We start from the raw sequence: 20,642 nt of genomic DNA, 5'->3' as shown, positions 1-20,642 counted from the left end.
CACAATATATCACTAAAAGTGTATTAACGTCAATTACTCTTCGCAAATTATTTCCTGCGCATACAAAAAGCACCCGTCCGGGTGCTTTTCTGGACTTATTCATATTCTGCTACCTTACTTAGCTCTTCTCCGCGACACAATCCAATCAAACAATATTCCAAACAGCAGCCAGGTGGAGAAATGAATAGCGTACAGTATCAGATATGACAAACGTTCATTGTCCATAGCATAAGACATGTCAGTCAACTGCGGATTCAGCCATAGCAGCACCGGACTTGTCAGGAATAGCAGCAGATTCTTATCATCATTTCCGGAGTAATTGATTAGACACACAGCCAAAGACAGGACCGGCAGCCATAAGCTCAATTTTTTGAATATTTTCATTGCAGGCCTCCTTAGTTAATAATTCTCTCCCGCATAGTAACGCTCAAGCTTATGCTCCAGATGAACCAGCTGGGCTTTCTTCGCCTCAATATCATCCAGCAGCTGCTGCTTCTGGTCTTGAATCAGCTTAATCCGCTCCGGCAGGGTGGCCGTTCCGGCTTTGACCATATCGTGATACTTCTTGATTTCTTCCACGCTCATCCCGGTTTCCCGCAGACACTTAAGGAAGATCAGCCAGCCGATCTCGTTATCGGTATACAGGCGATTGTTTTGGTCATTGCGGATTACTTGCTCCAGCAGCCCTTTTCGTTCATAAAAGCGGATCGCTCCTATGCCTACCCCGACTTTTTTGGCGACTTGTCCTATTGTAAACATTTCGTTGCACTCCCTATTATTTATGTTGACCTACACTAAGTGTAGCATATTAGACTTTGAATTGTTGCCGGACCATAACTCATAGAAAGAGGGATTATCATGAACCAAATTGCTTTCGTAACTGGCGCTAATAAAGGCATAGGATTGGAAACTGCAAGACAACTGGGGAACGCCGGATGGAAGGTACTGCTAGGTGCACGCAATACACAATTGGGCAGGGAAGCCGCTGCGGAGCTGCGGAGCCAGGGCTTAGATGTGGAGTTTCTGCAGATTGATATGACGGACAAGCAGAGTATTGAACAGGCAGCAGGCATCATTCAGACCGATTACCCTGCTCTGACGCTTCTGATCAATAACGCCGGTATGCCGGGAGCCTTCTCGCGTTCATTCAGCGATACGAAAGAAACCGATCTGCGGAATGCATTTGAAGTCAACTTCTTCGGCACATTCCGCTTGAACCAGCTGCTGCTGCCATTGATCCGCAGCAATGAAGGAACGATCGTTAATGTATCGACCGATATGGCCTCCCTGCACTTCATGCAGAGCTCGGAATATGCGCTTAATGCATTCGACTATAACGCCTCCAAGACCGCGGGTAATGCGATGACAGTGGCTATGGCAATTGAATGCAGCAAGACCAATGCGCAAGTGTTCGCCGTCACCCCCGGTTTCACGAAGACAGATCTGAACGGCAATGCTGAAGGCGGTAAATCCAAAGAAGCAGGCGCAGCCATTATTGTCGGATATGCAACCGACGGTAAGCGGCATAACGGGGAGTTCCTGGATGTAGACGGGGTGTATGGCTGGTAATCCGGCATGGCTCTTAATTCTAACAACTTAGCCGGAAACTCTAGAAATAATTACCTGAAACTGATAGAATACTCCCAGAATCATACACTGGGGGTATTTCTTTTATGAAAAAAATTCTTCTTCCAATCTTCATGGTATTTGTTTTACTGTCAGTTCCGGTACTTGCCGAGGCGCATCCGGGACGTACTGATGCGAATGGCGGCCATTACTGCCGCACTAACTGTGCCAAGTGGGGATTAAAAAACGGGGAGTATCATTACCACAATGGCGGAGGAAGCACAAAGCCTGCTGCGACTGTTAAGCCAACTGTCAAGCCGACTGCTAAGCCGACTGCCAAGCCGACTGCTAAACCATCAGCTAAGTCTGCAACAAAACCTACAAACAAACCAACAGCCAAGCCTAGCGCTACGCCATAACCTGATTTCCTGTAGAGGCTAAGGCAAGTCTCAGGCCAACTGCTGCCCATAGCCAGGGCATCGGCTGCTGCAGGACAAACCACACGATTCCCATTCCCAGCGATAGAATAGACATTCCCTTTAGGTGTTTCCGCATCTTTGCTGAGAACTGGAGCTTATTACTGACCGTGCTGGTCTTATGGTCCGGATCCGGCAGCAGCCCGCCAATTCCTGCAGCGGCAATCAAGACTGCAGCAGGTACGATGGAAGGGTTGGCTTTCCGGACAGCACAAAATACCGCTTCAATACTTGAAGCAGTTTGGATCTTACAATGCTTGAATGGATATTCTCGTTAGAAAAACCGTCCAAGCCCTCGCTTTTTCTGTTTTTGCAAAATCGGGGATAAAAGTCCTTCCAACAACTCATCTGTATTCGCCTGGGAATGAAATGGATCTGGATGATTCGGAACCGCAAATACGGGCCTGCCGCTTAAGCATCCCGCTACCATTTCCCGATTCGGTTCGTTTGCTAGTGGCAAGGCGATCTGTTGAGGCTTCACCTCTACCAGATGATGAGCTTCGAGCAGTTTCTCTTGCCAACTCCCGTAAGCCATACGTCCGAAGCGCCTAATGCGGTCCAGCTTCGTATTGCTGTCGCTGAGAGAGGCTGGTTACCTCACTAATGACGACAAACTTTACAGGGATCTCCTCCGCTAAAGGTAAGATACTACGAGCCTCATCCTCATGGATTAGGACGTATCCCGGCATCAGGATCAAGGAGCTTTCTTTGACTTCCTCAAACGTACCACATACATGAAATTTAAAATGGGGATCACTGATTTCTGGCTTTACGCCAACAAGTACAATATGCAATGATGTCCTACCTCCTCTGAGCAATATGTCTACTTTATGATCATAGCTCATGGAGGCAAGTTGAGCGTGAGAAGAAAGTTCTGAAAAAGTATGGGTTATGGAATTCCCCGATAACAGGTCACTTTAACTAGGGATATTGTTCCTCTCATGTGTCAATTAATTTTGGCTATTCATAGAAAAGCATAAGCTATTGTATACCCAAATTAATGATACTCGTATACTATTTTTCGTGGTAAAATAATCCTATATTACATATATCGACAGATTGAGGGGATAGTAAATGAGCAGTCTAAATGCTATAGCTAGGAATTTATATGGCTTTATAAAGAGTGTTTGGAAGGAAGTAATCGCTTAGTGTGGGAATAGAACGTATGGTCATTTCTAACGTTGGAGGCTTAGCAATTTTTTTGCCGCGCTGATTTCGCAACGGCCTTAGCCAAATTCCAGACTAAGAACAAGCTCTCTTTTCTATCAGCCCTTTCACCATCGTTGGTAGCATGTCGGGGAAATCCACTCGTCTATCATAGAGTTTCCACCCCATTCCGACTCAATTTGCTTTTGGTTCAATTACCATTTACTCCATTAATCTGTAGATGATCCTGAATTAATTTCCTTTGAACCTCGGCCAGGTATTTTAATGAAGTACTTTGTGCTCCACTTAACTATTGCATTAATACAAATACCACAATCGTGTTTTCCAAGAAGGGCTAGGTATAACATAATTGTGCTGATTACAAGGTGTTGATGCCAGGCCTAAGCAAAAGTACGCTATATCTGTATCACAAATTCCCCTCGATACCAAAGTAAGTGGGGAGTGGATTCATATAGTATAAAATGAGACATAAGATTTTTCAGACCATGAAACAAAGACAGGATTTTTGGTAGTGGTGGCCGTCGTCAATTTCCATTAAACAGAACGATATATAACTCATAACTCACTTAAAATTCTATATTATAGAAGTATACGGAAAAATTAGGTATAATAATATGAAGTAAGAGATTATATTGTTCCAAACAGAAAGGATACCTACATGAATAATGTAACAGGATTAACTATGACGGGGGAAGATTCTTTTTTTATAACTATGTTGGCAACTTGGTTAAGTGTTCGAATAAACACTTGGGGTGATAAAAATTATCTTCAACTCCTTTTTGTTGTATTTGGAATTCTATGTTATCAGTTTATTATAGTTCACATAAGACATATTGTTTTTATACATACAAATCCTGTTTACGTTCAAAAAGGAACATCTAATTCAAGGAATTCTTCGCTTATTTTCACGATTTTTGTATTTGTAATAATTTCGTTGTATTTTTCTTGGAAGAACACTTCTTATTTAAAACAAACCGATATATATATATTTGTGGGAGTAGCAGTAATGTGGACTGCATTCCCTTTAACTGAGTTAATTTCAAGTTATATAAAAAAACAAAAAAGTGAAAACAGCATCTTGCAAGGAGAAGGGGCTGAACATCATGTTTGAATTAATCATTATCTTCCTTTTCTTGATAGTATTTTATAAATTCATAATTTTCAGAAAAGAGGAATCCAAACGTCTAGCAGATATCGATAGCAAACATAGAAACACCTTAATCTCCAGTAAAGTTGGTACCTACGATCATAATTATGTTAAAGACGTGTTGAGAAACCTAAATAACATGAATCAAATGATAGTTGAAAATCAGCAAACTATAACTGAGAAGCTTAGTACTCTTGATACTAAAATTCAGAGCTTAACTCCATTGAAACAAAAGGACTATAGCATCAAACAAAGTACTATGCAAGATTTAGAATTTACTGATGGAAAAAAAGATATGACCAAAAACATAAAATCAGAAGGGTCTGATGTGCATGACGAATTGGCTAAAAAGCGACTTACCAGGACTAATAATGATGGAAAAGCAATTAACAGAAAGACAACACTTAAAGGAAGTAATTGAGCAATTATTAGATACAAACCAGCATAACTATTCTTTTTTAAAAGCAGATTTCACGACACTTTTAGAAGATTCTGCTAAGGACTTTATTTCTTTTCTTATAAATGGGTATGAGCATAAAGAAACTTATGATTTATTAATAGACGGAGGACTCAATAAAGAATTTTCAATATGGATATGGAAGCTGTCCTTAAAATACGGTAGAGGTATCTGGAATGAAATCAAAGATGGTAGCTATAAGTATGACTGGAAATCACTTACTACAAGAATAATAATAGCTGATGAGAAATTGATTGAGCTCGATTTTACTAGATATGACTCCCATGAGTTTAAGTTGGAAATGAGTTTAAATTCCACGTTGCAGTTAATTGACAGAGTTTCTCTCAGCATTTTAAATTCTTTCAAGAATTTGGACGAGCAAGATAAAGAAATCCTAAATAGTGCAATTGATAATTTGAATGAATTTTTAAATGGATCTACTTCATAATATCAAGCCTCTCTGAGCTTAAATTTGTAAGCATGAAAAAGGAGTACCTTCCCAAATCTCGAAGTTTAATTTCCACTACCAAACAGGAGTAAATCTGTTTGGTAGATGGAAAGAATATCGGCAAACCCTGCCCTATCCTAGTATTGCTTTTAGCTCATCTTTTGGCGGAATACAAAAGACATCCTTTCTCCTTTACTTTGAGCACCTTCTATATAGCTATCCAAATATAATATTAACGAAGTCCCTCTTTTTATGATTTTCGTTTTTATGGTTATACGTGGATTTATTAGAACATAAGTTCCCATTATTTTCATTCAAGATTACTAAAAGGACATGCCTTTGAAACAGCACTATATAGATTGAACTAAAAAACTTAAGAAAAAAGAGAGTTGGTGGCGGGTGGAATATGTAGGGGCACTAGCGACCTCCTGAGTTACAGAATGTTCACCATAAACAGCGGCCGGAAGTCCAAAACTCATCTTTAAGCGGAAAATCATGTACAATGAGCTGCCGCGCGCAGGTAAATGGGTTGAATGTGCCCTTCATTAAGAAAAGCAGCCAGCCGCATTACGGACATGAGCGACGTTAAGCCTGCGATAGGTACCGGAGTGCCGGCCTTGCGGACATGAGCGCCGTTATTTCACCGGAAAAGTGGAGTTTGCCCATGAAAAGCGGCAGATAAGGGCCGTCGTGTCCGTAAGCCCGCCCAAGTGACCTTTTTTGAGCGAATAAAGGCTGTGGCGTCCGTATGGGTCAGCTTGGGATTGGATTTGAACCAGACAGATGGCCTTGGCCCTCTATAACCAGCTCCACCCTGAATACAGCAGAATGAATTCCAGCCGTTCAGCAAGAAGCTCCTTGGGCATTCTTGTATCCTAAATCAACATATAGCTTTCCATTTCATGCTATATAGCTTTCCAGTTCAAGCTAAATAGAAGTATTGTTTAACGCAAATGTATTGGGCGATTCTGCCGTCACTGATGAATATGAGTCATATGCCAAAAAAGAAGATAAACACTTTCAACAGATCGGTATACATCCATTTGAGATATGCATCCTCATGTACAAATCTGAGCAGTTGCGCTGCATTGAATACGGGATAATCAGGTTCCAAACTATTCATCCTCTCTGTCATTTAGTTGAGATCTATTAGAGCCCTGAACGGTATTTAGATAATCCGTAGAGACTGGGCCAGTAAAATAAGAGCAGTTTTCTTTACCTGATAATACTTGGCACGGTACCAGTTGAATTCGTTCATTAGGTAATCATCTAACTCTTCTTCCCGGCAAAAATACTTCACTTCAATCAGCATGAGTTGATCAGGATCAAGGCTACGCAAGGCTTTTTCCATCGGATATAACTGATCCTCAACCTCCCATATCTCATCCTGGAGCCTTTCGGCTTTATCATACATACTCATGACGGCTTGCTCCGTGGAAGAATGAGGGATTCCAGATCGTATACTGATGCCGGTAAGTTCCATCCCCGCTGTGACCTTAGGCTCTTTCGGTTTTATCTGCATCAGCTCTGATTCAACCAATTAATCCGGTTATTTGCCTGATAATATTGCTTCAAGCGATACTCTACGATAGATACGTATTGCTGCCGGATGGCTACAGGAATATTCATTTCAATCTGTTCCAATTCTTCATCGTAAGCACGGGCAGAAGATTTACCCGTTTTCTTCAAATACTCCTTAATGATCTTCAGTTCTTGCTTCACGGTAGCTGTTATCTTTACTGACTTCTTCAACTTTTGGTACCTTGCAAATAACCAATCCACCGGTACCAATGAGATGTTGAGCTCCGTGACCTGAAAGTTCTTCAATCCCTCGCACTCCCCTGGCTGCGTGAACCCTCGTAGTTCCTTGGAGCGTACGGCGTTGGCGAAGGCTCTACGGGTTTCCTGGTTTCCGGTTTATCTATACCGCCCCGCTCACGATAGCCCCAGAGGATGCCTTGTACATAAGCCAGGTTCCGCTTATCCGCGCCGAGCCGGTAGGCTGTTCTCATGGCTGTATGCAGCCATTCTCCTCCGTAAGTGCCGAATAAGGACTGCAGGTCATTTTCGTCAAAAGGGGTTAGCTTGCCGCCTGCGACAAAGTTATTTTTGTAGTCCAGCAAGATGTTCTGGAATGAATAGGACCCATGTTCCTTCTTCAACGTGTCCGTGCTTGTTCTAATTGTTGTTGTTATTGTTGTAGTAGTAGTTCTTTTAAATCTTTTAATAGCTTTAATACTAGCTTTAAGAACGCTGGAACCCTTGATACAACTAGGATAATTACGTGAGACGCTTCCCTTTTCGGGTACGGCAGATTTCAGCAAATTGGGCGATGGTCTTGCCAGATTGAGATTGATTAGCTCCTTGAACCTGTTAGGATTCGCGCTTATGACTGACTCCATGTTCCAGAGATCATAATGCTTGTTCAGCTGAAAAGTATTCAACTCCTTATCCCATAGAATGACCTTCCCTTGAAGAAGCCCTTCTAAGACACCACGGATATGATTTTTACCTATTCCTGTTTCAGCAAAATCCTTCAATTCCGGAATGATTGCCGATGGCTTCCCACACCCCCAGTTCAGCGTCAGGATAAAATCTATGACATCACGCTGGCGCTGAGAAAACTTCCACCGGATCAGCTCTTGGTGTATTTCATGCGATATTCTGATGTGAGCATCCGTTGGCGGGGATCTCGTAATGCCTACGTCCGCATACAAACGAAACGAATAAGCCGGTTGCCTGCTCGTAGTACACCCTATTCATGACCTCTGGCGGCTGCCCGATCTGAACACTGATGAGATTAAATAGATCCATTGTTCGACATGCTTCATCGCACACCCCCTTTGTCACTCCGGTCGACTGAACGCAAAATTGCGCTAAGTAAGGAAGATGCATTGCTAAATATTTTATGAGATAATAGCCACGCGTGTTGGACCAGGTATGTAAGCATTTACGGTGCTTATGTACCTTTTTTGTTGTTCACTCCGCTTGATGTTCTTGACCAGCACATGATGCTGCAGCGGATTCCGTACAAACCTCTGAAAGCTACACAACTAACCGAGCCAACTTACATATTCGTGCTTATTACAATTGGGATGGCGACTGTTCTCGGCCACATACGCTTATCATCGAACAATCTGAAGGCTTTGATTGGGACAACCCGTTAGAGATTGAGGTTGTTGGAAATTATGAAAGCTGCGAAATGCCATCTTATATGTCCCATGATTCAGCAACTATATTTTACGGCGATCTCTCCATTTCTGCCGATCGCAAAGGCTTCGTTGCTATAAACTTATCGCGCTTGGCATGGCGAAACGGCAAATTGGCAACACGGCTATATTTATCGATGGAAGCCATTGACGATACTTTGAACTTCTAAAATCTTGAAGGGAGTGATGCACATATAATTATTCTCATGAAAAATTTATAGTGGGAGGAAATCATGAAAGGAAAGGTATTTAAGCGAGGGAAAACATGGACTTATGTCGTTGATCTTCCATTGGATCAAGGGACAGGCAAAAGAATTTAAAAAAAGAAAGGAGGCTTTCCTACACAAAAAGAAGCCGGTCGGGCATTGGTAGCGCTTCTGTCCAGTGTGCATAAAGGAGAATATATCCCTGAGAACAACATGACAATTGCAGCCTTTTTCGAGATATGGCTTACAATGGGCTACTTGAAAAGTACTCAGCAGATTACGTGCGCCATATCCACGCTATCCTGCGTAAGGCATTCAGACAAGCTGTGAAGTGGGAAATGATTGCTTCTAACCCTTTGGACAAGGTAGAGGCTCCAAAGCTGCGGAGAAAGGAGATGAAGACCTGGAGCATGGAGTAGTGTCTGCACTTTTTGGATACCGCAGAAGGCCATGTTCATCATATTGTATATTCCCTGGCTATACATACAGGCATGTGCAAAGGAGAATTCCTTGGGCTAAGGAGGGGGACATCGATTGGGAAGGCAAGAGCCTGATGATTCAACAAACGGTGAATTGGACACCCTCTAAAGGCATTGTCATTCAAGATACCAAGACTTCAAGCTCAGCTCGTAGAATTCCTATTGGCAATATGCTTATCGCTGACCTGAAGCATCGGCAACAGATGATTGAAATTGACAAACAAAACATTGGGGTAGACAACTATAAGGATCATGATCTTGTATGCTGCTATGCTAATGGCGAGCCCATCAAGCCGAGATGAGTTACAGAAACGTTCGCATTCTTAACAGTAAAGTCAGAGCTACCCAAAATTCGTTTCTATGATCTTAGGCATTCATACGCTTCCATGTTATTGAACAATGGAATCAATGCCAAAATCGGGGCCGAGCGCCTTGAGCACAGCAGCGTCCAGATTTATCTGGATCGATACTCCCACCTGCTCCCTGATATGCAGAGAGATGCTGCTGATCTGATCGATTCCAAAATGAAATTGAGCAAGAATACCGGCGATGAAATAGCGCCGTGACCAAAATGTGACCATCTGCCTTTTTACCAGGTTACCGGTCTATTTATCATTGTCAATTTATCTGCCTACAAACAGCAAAAAACCCTTACAGGGTAAGGGTTTCAGTGAAGTGGGCCCTACAGGACTCGAACCTGTGACCAATCGGTTATGAGCCGACCGCTCTAACCAACTGAGCTAAGGGCCCGGACTAGGATATCCGTATAAATAAAAGTGCTGTCCGAAGAATAAAATTGGTTGCGGGGGCAGGATTTGAACCTGCGGCCTTCGGGTTATGAGCCCGACGAGCTACCGGGCTGCTCCACCCCGCGTCAGTAATCAAATTCAAACAGCGACAATAGATAATATACAATATATATACGGAAAAAGTCAAGGCCGATTTTTGATAATTCATTCAAGGGAGGAAACGCACACCATAACGCCCTTTACGCGAGCGGTAAATTTCCACAAAACGCGGATCATGGTAGCCATAAATCCAGCCGTCCTGCTCCAGTCTTTTGGCCAGACAGCCAGCCTGAAATCTTGTCCGGAACAATTTCGCGAAATAGATCCAATTCATGATGCCCTCTGCTCCTTTTCGTATAAAGTATATGTCTTTCTGCTCCTTATCATGCCCAAGTTTGCAATAATAACAAGGGAAGCCGCTACAGAGAGAGTGGTAAATTCTGCGTGGCTTCCCTTTATTAGCGGACTGGAGAAAATAAGTGCGCTACGGTCCGTAAGGTCAGAGTGCTCCGCACCGCTGGCCCCTCCCGCCGTACAATACTTTACCCAAGGAGGGCTGCCGGTTTGCTCAAGTCACTTATTCTTCCTGCTTGCCTCCAGCCATCCGTTATCGAGATTAAAGAACACCGCCGGATCCTTGCGCATCGCATTCAGCATATGATTGCCTTGCTGCTCCCAGGCTTTGAGGGCATTGGCCACCGTCCGTTTACCTTGCACGACTTCATTGAACAGCATCTGTCCAGCCTGGTTAACCTGATACAGGTTCTCCATCCGGAACTGCAGACTATTCGGAAAAGAAGGGCTTACCGGTACCGGCTTCAGGTTGTAAAAGGGAGCCAGGCTTATTCCAGCCTTCTGCGGGCTGTTATAGTCCATGCGGGAGGTGAGCTGATACCGGTTATTCGACTTGATTCGGGCCGCTTCATTGCTGTTCACGTATTTAATCAGTTCCCAGGCATCCTCCGCATTCTGTGCCGTACTGTTGATAGCCAGCATATTGTCAAGACTGGCCCCAACGGCCACTCCCGGTTTCCCGGCAAATGAAGGCACTTCCGCGATCCCCCAATCTACCGGGCTATAGTTCTTGATCCGGTAAGCATTACGGTCCACAGCCGCCAGATCGTTCAAATATCCATAATCCCCGATAACCATTGCCGCTCCGCCTGTCAGGAATAAATCTCCTTGGAGCGGATTAAATTCCCCTTCCCCTTGGGCTGCTGATCCGGCAGCGGCAGCAGCTTCGATATCCGCCGGATCGGGAATAATCTGCTTCTGCATTAGGGTGCTGAAGGTGGTCCAGCCTTCGCTCCACACGGCATTATTCACTGTCATGGCCCTGCCTTGATTGTCATACACGGCAGCCTGGAGAGGTGAAAGATAGGACTGCAGATCCCAGAAAGGATCACCCACATAGCGGCTCATGGAAAAACCGTAAATCCGGCCTTCCCCCTGTTTGGAGGTCTTCGTCACCTTGCCCGCCAGTGCGAACAGCTCATCCCAGGTCATACCATCCACCGGATAGGCTGCACCGGCCTTATCGAATATCCCTTTGTTGTAATAAAGCACGCTTGCACTGAACGTAGGTGCCAGAGCGAACAGATGCCCCCGTCCCAGCGCCCGGACTCCGTTCAGCATCGTAGGAGCCATGTTGCTGAGATCATAGGCGTCACGGTCAATCAGCGGCTGTAGCGGCGCAAGCAGGTTCTGGTCTGCCAGGTTTTGAATGAGGCTGCTGTCTCCGATAATTATATCCACCGGATCGCTCCCCAGCATCGCATTCCGCATAAGCTTCTGAGCATCCGGTCCGTCCGGCATGTAGGAGCCGGTGAACCGTGATTTCTCCACATCCACAGCCGGAACAAACTCCAGCTTCACATCCGGATGGGTTAGCTCGTAGAGGTCCGTGAAGCTCTGGCGCAGATAAGTGTCGTCACCGTTACTCCACAGGCTGCCGATCCGCAGCACACGCTTTCCGCCTGAAGGCAAGCTATCTGCTGAAGAGGCCACAGCTGTTCCCTTGCCGGCAGCAGGAACGGGAGCCTCGGCGGCGGCTGGAATAACAGGCAGCAGCAGCGCTACAGAGACTCCCAGCGCCAGTAAACGCCTGAGATTAAACTGAAAGGATAAATTGGACATGAAGAACCCTCCCGGTATAAATGTTGTCAGTCATGAATTACACTACTCATTCCCTTTATTTAACATTATAGTGTCTATCGGTTCAGCTGAAGTTACAGCCCGTTTAAAGTTAAAAGACAGTTTATTCATCTCAGGACGGGCTTCGAGGCTGTCTAAGGTACCTTGCGGGGATCCAAACAAAAAAAAACCTGCGGCACCGGGAAGGGCGCCGCAGGGGCTTTGCTCTCAAATAAATATCTTGTTCCTCTATACGCCGAATGCAGCCGGATCTTTACGCCAAGACTGCAGCAGGGCCACATCGCTCTCAGCAATCGTACCTTGAGCCAGCGCCACATCAATGAGTGTGCTGTAGTTAGACAGGCTCTGCAGCGGAATACCGGCGGCTGTGAATGCGTCTGCCGCACGGTCCAGCTCATAGCTGAAGATCGCCAGGACAGCCAGCGGCTGCCCGCCTGCTTCCTGCACAGCCTGCGCCGCCTTGATCGAGCTGCCGCCGGTGGAGATCAGGTCCTCGATTACGATAACCTTCTGGCCGGGAGCAATCAGGCCTTCAATCTGGTTCTGCTTGCCGTGGCCTTTAGCCTTGTCCCGGATGTAAGCCATTGGCAGGCCGAGCTTATCGGCCACCCAAGCCGCGTGCGGAATTCCGGCGGTTGCGGTGCCGGCGATCACTTCTGCATCCGGATAGCTGGTTCTGATCAGCTCTGCGAAGGCCTCTGCGATGTAGTTACGGACAGCCGGGAAAGACAGCGTCAGGCGGTTATCGCAATAGATCGGTGATTTAATACCCGATGTCCAGGTAAACGGCTCCTGCGGGCGCAAGGCTACAGCACCGATCTCCAGCAGGTAGCGGGCCACCTGTTCACTTTTATTCTCTGTTTGGCTCATACTTCGCTCATCTCCTTAATGATGGTAAGTGCTGCAGCGCGCGGATCTGCTGCTGCTGTAATCGGCCGGCCCACTACCAGGTAGTGGCTGCCCTGCCGTATAGCCTGTCCCGGCGTCATAACCCGGGACTGGTCGTCCAGGGAAGCACCGGCCGGACGGATGCCCGGAGTCACTGTGCGGAATTCCGGTCCGCAGGCCTCAGCGATGAGCGCTGATTCCTGCGGTGATGCTACTACACCGTGCAAGCCCGCGCCTGCCGCAAGCTTGGCATATCGTACAACAGTATCTGACACTGTACCGGCAATGCCGATCTCATTATTCATCGTTTCCTGGCTGGTGCTGGTCAGCTGGGTCACCGCAATAATTAGCGGAATATGCAGCTCCGGATGCCGGCTGACTGCCTTCGCTGCGCCTTCCAGTGCAGCAGCCATCATGGCCGCTCCTCCTGCGGCATGCACATTGAACATATCGACCCCGAGCATCGTCAGGCTCTCCGCCCCGCCCCGGACTGTGTTGGGGATATCATGCATTTTGACGTCAAGGAATACAGAGTAGCCGCGCTCCTTCAGTTCCCGGATGAAGTCCGGCCCGGCAGCGTAGAACAGCTGCATGCCGACTTTCATATAACAAGGAATACCTTCGAGCTGGTCAAGCAGCAATCTGGCCTGGGCTGCATCCGGATAATCCAGGGCAACCATCAGCCGTCCGGCCATTTCATTACGATTCTCTTGTAGGGTGTTCTCATGCTGCTGATCTGCAGTCTGCTCCATTTCCAGCCCTCTTTCTGTGTTTACGAAGTCATGTTTCATGTCCCCGGGCATAGCGGAACGGTCTGCGCCAGCGCAAACCGTTCCTGCGGCACCGCAAGCAGCGGCTGCCTCACCCTATATCTTATTGTCCGACAAAAGCAGGCATCGACTGTGACGAGAAGTTGATCGTCTGCAGCATTCTCAGCAGCGCCGTTACCGTATCGAGTGAGGTCATACATACAACCCCGTTCTCTACTGCTTCACGGCGGATGCGGAACCCGTCACGCTCTGGTGTCTTGCCTTTAGTCAATGTATTGAAGACGAAGTTCGCCTGGCCGCCGCGGATCAGATCGACAATTGTCGGCTCGCCTTCATCCAGCTTATTGACGTTCATCACGTTCAGACCGGCCTGTTCAAGCGCAGCGGCTGTACCGCCGGTGGCGATGATTTTGTAGCCCATGGCATGGAAGCCCTTCATCAGCTCAACCGCTTCAGCCTTGTCTTTATCGGCTACTGTAACGATGATTGCCCCGGTAGCCGGAATCTTCATTCCCGCCCCGATTAAGCCTTTATAGAGCGCCTTAGCATACAGCTTATCACGGCCCATAACCTCACCGGTCGATTTCATTTCCGGTCCAAGGGTCGGCTCTACTCTGCGCAGCTTCGCGAAGGAGAACACCGGTACTTTTACCGAAACATAATCGCTTTCCGGCCATAGCCCTTCCGTATAACCATCCTCTGCCAGCTTACCGCCAAGAATGATCTTGGTAGCCAGGTTAGCCATTGGAATGCCTGTAACCTTGCTGAGGAAAGGAACCGTACGCGAGGAGCGCGGGTTAACCTCAATGACATACACTTCGTTCTGATAAATAACGAACTGGATGTTGACGAGTCCGATCGTCTTCAATTCCTTGGCAATCTTAATGGTAATCTCAGCAATCTTCTGCTTCAGGCCCGCGTCCAGGTATTGCGGCGGATAGACGGCGATGGAGTCACCGGAGTGTACCCCTGCGCGTTCCACATGCTCCATAATTCCTGGAATGACTACAGTCTCGCCGTCGCAGATGGCGTCAACCTCAACCTCTTTGCCCAGCATGTAGCGGTCGATCAGTACCGGATGCTCCGGATTTACCTTTACCGCTTCAACCATGTAGCTCAGCAGCTCAGCATCGTTGTAGACAATCTCCATCGCCCGGCCGCCCAGAACATACGATGGACGAACCAGCACCGGATAACCCAGCGATTGCGCGGTTTCTACAGCTTCATCAATGTTGATAACAGTCTTACCCTTCGGTTGTGCGATATCCAGACGGGCCAGCAGCGCTTCGAACTTCTTGCGGTTCTCAGCTTCATCAATGCTCTCCAGGCTGGTGCCCAGAATATTCACGCCTGCTGCAGCGAGTGGTGCAGCCAGGTTGATCGCTGTCTGTCCGCCGAACTGGACGATAACCCCGATCGGATTCTCCTGGGCGATTACATTCATCACATCCTCGAAGAACAGCGGTTCAAAGTACAGGCGGTCTGATGTATTGAAATCCGTGGATACAGTCTCCGGATTGTTATTGATAATTACGGCTTCGTAGCCTGCCTTCTGGATAGCCCATACAGCATGCACAGTGGAATAGTCGAACTCAATGCCCTGGCCGATACGGATCGGACCGGAGCCAAGCACGATTACCTTCTGCTTGTCGGAATGAATGACTTCGTTCTCTGTCTCGTAAGTCGAGTAGTAGTACGGTGTTGAAGCTTCGAATTCTGCGGCGCAGGTATCGACCATTTTGAAGACCGGAACCAGACCCTGCTGCAGACGAAGTACACGTACCTCCGCCTCCTTGGTGAATGCACCGCCCGGACGGCCTTCAGCGCGGATCTCGGCAATTGCCCGGTCAGTGAAGCCTTTGCGTTTGGCCTGATAGAGTATTTCTGCCGACAGCGTTTCTTCTGCCCGGATCTCATCCTCGAAGTTCACGAGACCTTCAATCTTGGACAGGAACCACCAGTCGACATTCGTGATATCCTGAACCTCCTGCAGCCCATAGCCGCGGCGGAAGGCCTCAGCGATCAGGAACAGGCGCTCATCATCCGCCTTAGCCAGTCTGGTACGCAGCACGCTGTCTTCCAGCAGCTCAGCTCCCGGCAGGCGGAAACGGTGGACACCGATCTCCAGCGACCGGATGGCCTTGTGAATCGACTCTTCGAAAGTACGGCCGATCGCCATAACTTCTCCAGTCGCCTTCATCTGTGTACCCAGCTTACGGTTCGCCGAAGTAAATTTGTCGAACGGCCAGCGCGGGATTTTGCTGACAATATAATCAAGCGTCGGCTCGAAGCAGGCATAAGTCTGCCCGGTAACCGGGTTGACGATTTCATCCAGCGTGTAGCCCAGGGCAATCTTAGCCGCCATTTTGGCAATCGGATAACCGGTCGCCTTCGACGCCAGTGCCGAGGAGCGGCTTACGCGCGGATTCACTTCGATAACATAATACTGGTAGCTCTGCGGGTCCAGTGCGAACTGCACGTTGCAGCCGCCTTCGATGTTCAGCGCGCGGATAATCTTCAGTGAAGCACTGCGCAGCATCTGATACTCACGGTCCGACAGCGTCTGGCTTGGCGCCACGACGATACTGTCACCTGTATGTACGCCAACCGGATCAAAGTTCTCCATGTTGCAGACTACAATACAGTTGTCGTTTGCGTCCCGCATGACTTCATATTCGACTTCCTTCATGCCGGCGATGCTCTTCTCCACCAGACACTGGCCGATCGGGCTGTATCGGATACCGGCCTTGACAGTCTCACGCAGCTCTTCTTCGTTGTCGCAGATCCCGCCTCCGGTTCCGCCCAGCGTGTAGGCAGGACGTACAATCAGCGGATAGCCGATACCTGCGGCGAAGCCCAGGGCTTCCTCCACACTGGTGATAATCGCGCTCTCCGGCACGGGCTGATCCAGCTCGCGCATCAGGTCACGGAACAAATCACGGTCTTCCGCTTTCTCGATGGATTCCAGCTGGGTGCCCAGCAGCTTCACATTCTCCTGCTGGAGTACACCGGCACGGGCCAGCTCTACAGCCATGTTAAGCCCGGTCTGTCCGCCAAGTGTCGGCAGCAGTCCGTCCGGACGCTCCTGCCGGATAATGCCGGTCACGAATTCAAGCGTGATTGGTTCAATGTATACTTTGTCAGCCATATTGGTATCTGTCATAATCGTAGCCGGATTACTGTTAATCAGCACCACTTCTACGCCTTCTTCTTTAAGCGCCTGGCAGGCTTGCGTACCGGCATAGTCAAATTCTGCGGCTTGGCCGATGACGATCGGGCCGGAGCCGATAACCAGAATTTTTTTGAGCTTCTCGTTCTTAGGCATGTTATAGGGCTCCTTTCACGGCTTCAAGCTGGGTTGTAGGTTTCGGTGCCGTGATTCTGGCATTCGCTGCAAGCTGCGCCTGGCGCGAGCCTGCCGGCATCTTCGCTTTGTGTTCTGCAATCATCTGCAGGAAGCGGTCAAACAGGTAGCTGCTGTCATGCGGTCCCGGCGCTGCTTCAGGGTGATATTGCACCGAAAAAGCAGGGTAACGGGTATGCTTCAGTCCTTCGACGGTCTTATCGTTGTTGTTGATATGTGTAACTTCGAGCTCAGTGCTCGCAATAGATTCTTCGTTTACAGTGTAGCCATGGTTCTGGGAAGTGATGAAGCAGCGCCCGCTCTCCAGCTCTTTCACCGGATGGTTGCCGCCGCGGTGTCCGAACTTAAGCTTCTCGGTATCGGCGCCGCAAGCCAGCGCGAACAGCTGATGGCCAAGGCAGATGCCGAAGATCGGATATTCACCAAGCAGCTCGGAGATCGTCTGTACCGCATAAGGCACATCCTTCGGGTCCCCGGGGCCGTTCGACAGCTGAATCCCGTCCGGGTTCAGGCGGCGGATCTCGTCGGCAGTGGCATCATGCGGCACCACAACGACATCGCAGCCGCGGCTGTTCAGCTCACGCAGAATGCCTGTCTTCGCGCCGTAATCCACAAGTACAATCCGTTCCTTATTGCCAGGACTGCTGTATGTCTTAGTGGTTGAGGTACGTGCTACCTGATTGCGCAGCTCTTCAATCGTAGTGTCACCCATCATTTCCATCAGCTCTTCCACCCGCTTGTTCGAAGTGGTGAGAATCGCCTTCATCGTGCCGTAGTGGCGGATAATGCGGGTCAGCATCCGGGTATCAATCTCGCTGATTCCGGGAATGCCGTATTCCTTCAGCAGATCGTCCACGCTGTATTCAGCACGCCAGTTGCTTGGTACAGCCTCATGGCGCCGTACAACAAAGCCGTGCACAAAAGGGCGCACAGATTCGAAATCATCGCGGGTAATGCCGTAGTTCCCGATCAGCGGATAGGTCATTGTAACGATCTGGCCGCAGTACGAAGGATCAGACAGCACCTCCTGATATCCCGTAATTCCTGTGTTAAATACAACCTCGCCTGTCATTTCGCCTTCCGCGCCAAATGCGGTGCCTGTGAACAGCGTTCCGTCCTGAAGCAGCAATCTCGCCTGCATTCCCTTCCACTCCTTCTTGTTTCTGTAGTCTGATTCTTATGTCACGGCCGGCAGCGCCGCTGCCGCTCCGTCAGTTATGCTTCACTCCATACCGCTCTGCCATCTACCCAAGTCTTCACCGGCCAGCCCTTGAGCTTCCATCCGCCGAACGGAGTATTCCGTCCTTTGCTGGCAAACGTATCCGGATTCACTTCCTTCTCTTCATTCAAATCAATCAGGGTCAGATCAGCAGGCGCCCCGATGGCAAGGCTGCCTGTATTCAGTCTGAACACCCGGGCCGGATCCGCGGTCATCCGCTGGACCAGCAGGGACAGGTCCCACTTGCCTGTAGCCACAAAAGCTGTATACAGCAGCGGGAAGGCCGTCTCAAAGCCGACGATTCCAAACGGTGCCAGCTGCATGCCCTTGGCTTTCTCTTCTGCACTGTGCGGCGCATGGTCAGTCACGATGATATCCAGCGTGCCGTCCAGCAGTCCTTCGATGCAGGCTTCCACGTCACGGCGCGAGCGCAGCGGAGGGTTCATTTTCCAGTTCGCATCGAGTCCCGGGATATCTTCCTCCGAGAGCAGCAGGTGATGCGGGCATACCTCAGCGGTCACCTTAATGCCGATCTGCTTCGCCTGGCGGATCAGCCGGACCGATTGCTCCGTGCTGACGTGGCACACATGATAGTGGACACCTGTAGCTTCAGACAGCAGAATATCACGGCCTACATGAATGGCTTCCGATTCATTCGGAATTCCCTTCAGACCATGCTTGTCGGCAAAAGTACCCTCGGCTACCGCACAGCCTTCAACCAGCGAGTTATCCTCACAGTGGGCGATGACCGGCATATCCAGCCCCGCTGCCAGCTTCATGGCATCCTTCATCATTTGTGCATTCTGTACGCCTACACCGTCGTCGGTGAAGCCGATTGCTCCAGCCGCTTTCAGTGCCGCAAAATCAGTCAGTTCAAGGCCCAGCTCATTCTTCGTAATCGCCGCATAAGGCAGCACCTTCACGAGTCCGGCTTCACGCGCCTTATCCTTCACCAGCTGGACGATCTCCGCGCTGTCTGTTACCGGCCGGGTATTCGGCATGCAGGCGATGGTTGTGAATCCGCCCTTGGCCGCCGAACGCGCACCGGTCTCAATCGTTTCCTTATGCTCAAAACCCGGTTCACGCAGATGCACATGCATATCAATCAGTCCCGGAATCAGCAGCTTGCCTTCCGCATCGATAACCTCTCCGGCTTCCTCCACCGCTTCCGCCGCATCCTGAATCTTCGAGATTACTCCGTCCTGCAAGGTAATATGCTTGCGTTCCAGCACGCCTTCCTGGCCCAGTACACTGGCATTTTTAATGATCACCGTTCTGATTCTCCTTTGTGCCTCTGGCCGCAGCCGTAAGCTCTGTAGTTATTATATAATAAAAATTCATCTTTGTGTATATTTATTAATCAGGTTATGTGAGGTTTTTTTGCTGCCGCTTGTTCTACTGAAGTGCGCGCTCCATGACTGCCATCCGCACCGGCACCCCGTTAGCCATCTGCGGGAAAATCCGCGACTGGCTGCTCTCCACCACGGCATCGTCGATCTCCACATTGCGGTTGACCGGCGCCGGGTGCATAATGATTGTGCCCTTGTCCAGCTTGGCCGCACGCTCTTCAGTCAGCCCGAAGTGTTCACGGTACTCTGCCGCTGATAAAATGATCCCGGATGCATGCCGTTCCAGCTGCACTCTCAGCATCATGACGACATCCGCTTTCAGCGCTTCTTCCATTGAAACGTATGGAGCATAAGCCGCAAGCTCTGGCGCCTGCATATTCGCCGGTGCGCAGAACTGGACGCTGGCGCCCAGCTTGGTCAAGGCCCACAGATTGGAGCGTGCCACCCGGCTATGCATAATATCCCCGATAATTGAGACTTTCAAGCCCTTCAGCTCGCCAAAATGTTTGCTCATCGTGTACAGATCCAGCAGCGCCTGTGTCGGATGCTCATTGTTGCCGTCTCCGGCATTGATCAGCGGAATGCTTACCTTCTCTGCAAGCTGCTGCAGCACGCCTGCCGGCTTCAAACGTACAACTCCGGCATCGATCCCCATCGACTCCAGCGTACGCACTGTGTCGTAGATCGACTCGCCTTTTTCTACACTGGAAGCTGCAGCCGTGAAGTTCAGTACCTGTACGCCCAGGCGTTTCTCGGCCATCTCGAAGGAGAAGCGGGTCCGCGTACTATTCTCAAAAAACATATTGGCAACAAAATGCGATCTCAGCACCGGCGTAAGCTTCTCGCTCTGGTTATCCCAGTAAGCCGTCCTGTTTAAAAGCTGGCTGATCTCCGCTGCGTCCAGCTCCTTAATTCCCAGCAGACTGCGTTCCTTCACTTTCGTTGCCGTCATCAT

At 48.8% G+C, this 20,642-nt stretch carries 22 protein-coding genes, 2 tRNA genes and 1 pseudogene; 7 read left to right on the top strand and 18 right to left on the bottom strand.

What is annotated here, in order from left to right:
• Positions 1 to 114 precede the first annotated feature (114 nt).
• Both LOS79_RS01000 and LOS79_RS00995 read right to left on the bottom strand, forming a co-directional pair.
• The gene (locus tag LOS79_RS01000) at positions 115 to 384 is read right to left on the bottom strand and encodes a hypothetical protein (protein ID WP_315415616.1); all 270 of its coding nucleotides are present in this window, start codon (positions 382 to 384) and stop codon (positions 115 to 117) included.
• A 15-nt stretch (positions 385 to 399) separates the two neighbouring features.
• Positions 400 to 759, bottom strand: a complete 360-nt coding sequence (locus LOS79_RS00995; RefSeq protein WP_315415615.1) for a MerR family transcriptional regulator — start codon at positions 757 to 759, stop codon at positions 400 to 402.
• A gap of 99 nt (positions 760 to 858) precedes the next feature.
• Here LOS79_RS00995 and LOS79_RS00990 point away from each other — a divergent pair, with 99 nt between their 5' ends.
• Both LOS79_RS00990 and LOS79_RS00985 read left to right on the top strand, forming a co-directional pair.
• The gene (locus tag LOS79_RS00990) at positions 859 to 1,569 is read left to right on the top strand and encodes an SDR family NAD(P)-dependent oxidoreductase (RefSeq protein ID WP_315415614.1); all 711 of its coding nucleotides are present in this window, start codon (positions 859 to 861) and stop codon (positions 1,567 to 1,569) included.
• Positions 1,570 to 1,673: 104 nt separating this feature from the next.
• Positions 1,674 to 1,985 carry a YHYH domain-containing protein gene (locus tag LOS79_RS00985; protein ID WP_315415613.1) on the top strand — a complete coding sequence of 104 codons (312 nt, stop codon included), beginning with the start codon at positions 1,674 to 1,676 and terminating at the stop codon, positions 1,983 to 1,985.
• Here the strand turns inward: LOS79_RS00985 and LOS79_RS00980 are convergent.
• From LOS79_RS00980 to LOS79_RS00970, 3 genes are all read right to left on the bottom strand, one after another.
• Positions 1,975 to 2,100 (bottom strand): hypothetical protein, encoded by a 126-nt coding sequence (locus tag LOS79_RS00980; protein WP_315415612.1) that lies wholly within the window; start codon positions 2,098 to 2,100, stop codon positions 1,975 to 1,977. The two genes, LOS79_RS00985 and LOS79_RS00980, sit on opposite strands and share 11 nt — an antisense overlap.
• A 216-nt stretch (positions 2,101 to 2,316) precedes the next feature.
• The gene (locus LOS79_RS00975; protein ID WP_315415610.1) at positions 2,317 to 2,577 is read right to left on the bottom strand and encodes a hypothetical protein; all 261 of its coding nucleotides are present in this window, start codon (positions 2,575 to 2,577) and stop codon (positions 2,317 to 2,319) included.
• 13 nt (positions 2,578 to 2,590) lie between these two features.
• A complete protein-coding gene (locus LOS79_RS00970) occupies positions 2,591 to 2,836 on the bottom strand; it encodes a hypothetical protein (protein WP_315415609.1) in 246 nt (81 codons plus the stop codon).
• A gap of 1,031 nt (positions 2,837 to 3,867) precedes the next feature.
• Between LOS79_RS00970 and LOS79_RS00965 the strand changes: the two genes are divergently transcribed.
• Genes LOS79_RS00965 through LOS79_RS00955 form a run of 3 tightly spaced genes read left to right on the top strand, consistent with a single transcriptional unit; the run spans position 3,868 to position 5,261 of the window.
• Positions 3,868 to 4,320, top strand: a complete 453-nt coding sequence (locus tag LOS79_RS00965) for a hypothetical protein (protein ID WP_315415607.1) — start codon at positions 3,868 to 3,870, stop codon at positions 4,318 to 4,320.
• Positions 4,313 to 4,777: a restriction endonuclease subunit S domain-containing protein gene (locus LOS79_RS00960; protein ID WP_315415606.1), complete on the top strand. Its 465-nt coding sequence runs from the start codon at positions 4,313 to 4,315 to the stop codon at positions 4,775 to 4,777. The genes LOS79_RS00965 and LOS79_RS00960 overlap by 8 nt, the downstream gene beginning before the upstream one ends.
• A complete protein-coding gene (locus LOS79_RS00955; RefSeq protein WP_315415605.1) occupies positions 4,728 to 5,261 on the top strand; it encodes a hypothetical protein in 534 nt (177 codons plus the stop codon). The genes LOS79_RS00960 and LOS79_RS00955 overlap by 50 nt, the downstream gene beginning before the upstream one ends.
• A 1,168-nt stretch (positions 5,262 to 6,429) precedes the next feature.
• Here the strand turns inward: LOS79_RS00955 and LOS79_RS00950 are convergent.
• Genes LOS79_RS00950 through LOS79_RS00940 form a run of 3 tightly spaced genes read right to left on the bottom strand, consistent with a single transcriptional unit; the run spans position 6,430 to position 7,978 of the window.
• Positions 6,430 to 6,744, bottom strand: a complete 315-nt coding sequence (locus LOS79_RS00950; protein ID WP_315415604.1) for an ArpU family phage packaging/lysis transcriptional regulator — start codon at positions 6,742 to 6,744, stop codon at positions 6,430 to 6,432.
• A 38-nt stretch (positions 6,745 to 6,782) separates the two neighbouring features.
• The gene (locus LOS79_RS00945) at positions 6,783 to 7,088 is read right to left on the bottom strand and encodes a hypothetical protein (protein WP_315415603.1); all 306 of its coding nucleotides are present in this window, start codon (positions 7,086 to 7,088) and stop codon (positions 6,783 to 6,785) included.
• Positions 7,085 to 7,978 (bottom strand): replication protein, encoded by an 894-nt coding sequence (locus LOS79_RS00940; protein WP_315415601.1) that lies wholly within the window; start codon positions 7,976 to 7,978, stop codon positions 7,085 to 7,087. Before LOS79_RS00940 ends, LOS79_RS00945 begins: the two co-directional genes overlap by 4 nt.
• Positions 7,979 to 9,229: 1,251 nt before the next feature.
• Here LOS79_RS00940 and LOS79_RS00935 point away from each other — a divergent pair.
• The gene (locus tag LOS79_RS00935; protein WP_315415600.1) at positions 9,230 to 9,457 is read left to right on the top strand and encodes a site-specific integrase; all 228 of its coding nucleotides are present in this window, start codon (positions 9,230 to 9,232) and stop codon (positions 9,455 to 9,457) included.
• A gap of 45 nt (positions 9,458 to 9,502) precedes the next feature.
• Positions 9,503 to 9,721 (top strand): annotated as a pseudogene (locus tag LOS79_RS00930) (site-specific integrase); the annotation flags it as partial.
• Between the two features lie 110 nt (positions 9,722 to 9,831).
• On the opposite strand, the gene LOS79_RS00925 reads toward LOS79_RS00930, so the two are convergent.
• The 10 genes from LOS79_RS00925 to LOS79_RS00880 form a co-directional block, all read right to left on the bottom strand.
• Positions 9,832 to 9,905, bottom strand: a tRNA-Ile gene (locus LOS79_RS00925).
• A gap of 47 nt (positions 9,906 to 9,952) precedes the next feature.
• Positions 9,953 to 10,029 (bottom strand) — tRNA-Met (locus LOS79_RS00920).
• Between the two features lie 83 nt (positions 10,030 to 10,112).
• Entirely contained in the window at positions 10,113 to 10,277 is a 165-nt protein-coding gene (locus LOS79_RS00915) for a hypothetical protein (RefSeq protein ID WP_019909365.1), read from the bottom strand.
• Between the two features lie 239 nt (positions 10,278 to 10,516).
• On the bottom strand, positions 10,517 to 12,079 hold the full coding sequence (locus tag LOS79_RS00910; RefSeq protein ID WP_315415596.1) for an extracellular solute-binding protein: 1,563 nt from the start codon (positions 12,077 to 12,079) through the stop codon (positions 10,517 to 10,519).
• A 246-nt stretch (positions 12,080 to 12,325) separates the two neighbouring features.
• Complete coding sequence (pyrE, locus tag LOS79_RS00905; RefSeq protein WP_315415594.1) at positions 12,326 to 12,967, bottom strand: orotate phosphoribosyltransferase; 642 nt, start codon at positions 12,965 to 12,967, stop codon at positions 12,326 to 12,328.
• Complete coding sequence (gene pyrF, locus LOS79_RS00900; RefSeq protein WP_315415593.1) at positions 12,964 to 13,737, bottom strand: orotidine-5'-phosphate decarboxylase; 774 nt, start codon at positions 13,735 to 13,737, stop codon at positions 12,964 to 12,966. Before pyrF ends, pyrE begins: the two co-directional genes overlap by 4 nt.
• A 121-nt stretch (positions 13,738 to 13,858) precedes the next feature.
• Positions 13,859 to 17,080 carry a carbamoyl-phosphate synthase large subunit gene (gene carB, locus LOS79_RS00895; protein ID WP_315415592.1) on the bottom strand — a complete coding sequence of 1,074 codons (3,222 nt, stop codon included), beginning with the start codon at positions 17,078 to 17,080 and terminating at the stop codon, positions 13,859 to 13,861.
• A 1-nt stretch (position 17,081) separates the two neighbouring features.
• On the bottom strand, positions 17,082 to 18,260 hold the full coding sequence (carA, locus tag LOS79_RS00890; protein ID WP_315415591.1) for a glutamine-hydrolyzing carbamoyl-phosphate synthase small subunit: 1,179 nt from the start codon (positions 18,258 to 18,260) through the stop codon (positions 17,082 to 17,084).
• Positions 18,261 to 18,334: 74 nt separating this feature from the next.
• Entirely contained in the window at positions 18,335 to 19,609 is a 1,275-nt protein-coding gene (locus tag LOS79_RS00885; protein ID WP_397386723.1) for a dihydroorotase, read from the bottom strand.
• A gap of 124 nt (positions 19,610 to 19,733) precedes the next feature.
• Entirely contained in the window at positions 19,734 to 20,642 is a 909-nt protein-coding gene (locus tag LOS79_RS00880) for an aspartate carbamoyltransferase catalytic subunit (RefSeq protein WP_315415590.1), read from the bottom strand.

Origin of the sequence: Paenibacillus sp. MMS20-IR301 (genome assembly GCF_032302195.1) — a bacterium.
Classification (GTDB): domain Bacteria; phylum Bacillota; class Bacilli; order Paenibacillales; family Paenibacillaceae; genus Paenibacillus_AQ.
This window is presented reverse-complemented; position numbering and strand designations above follow the sequence as displayed.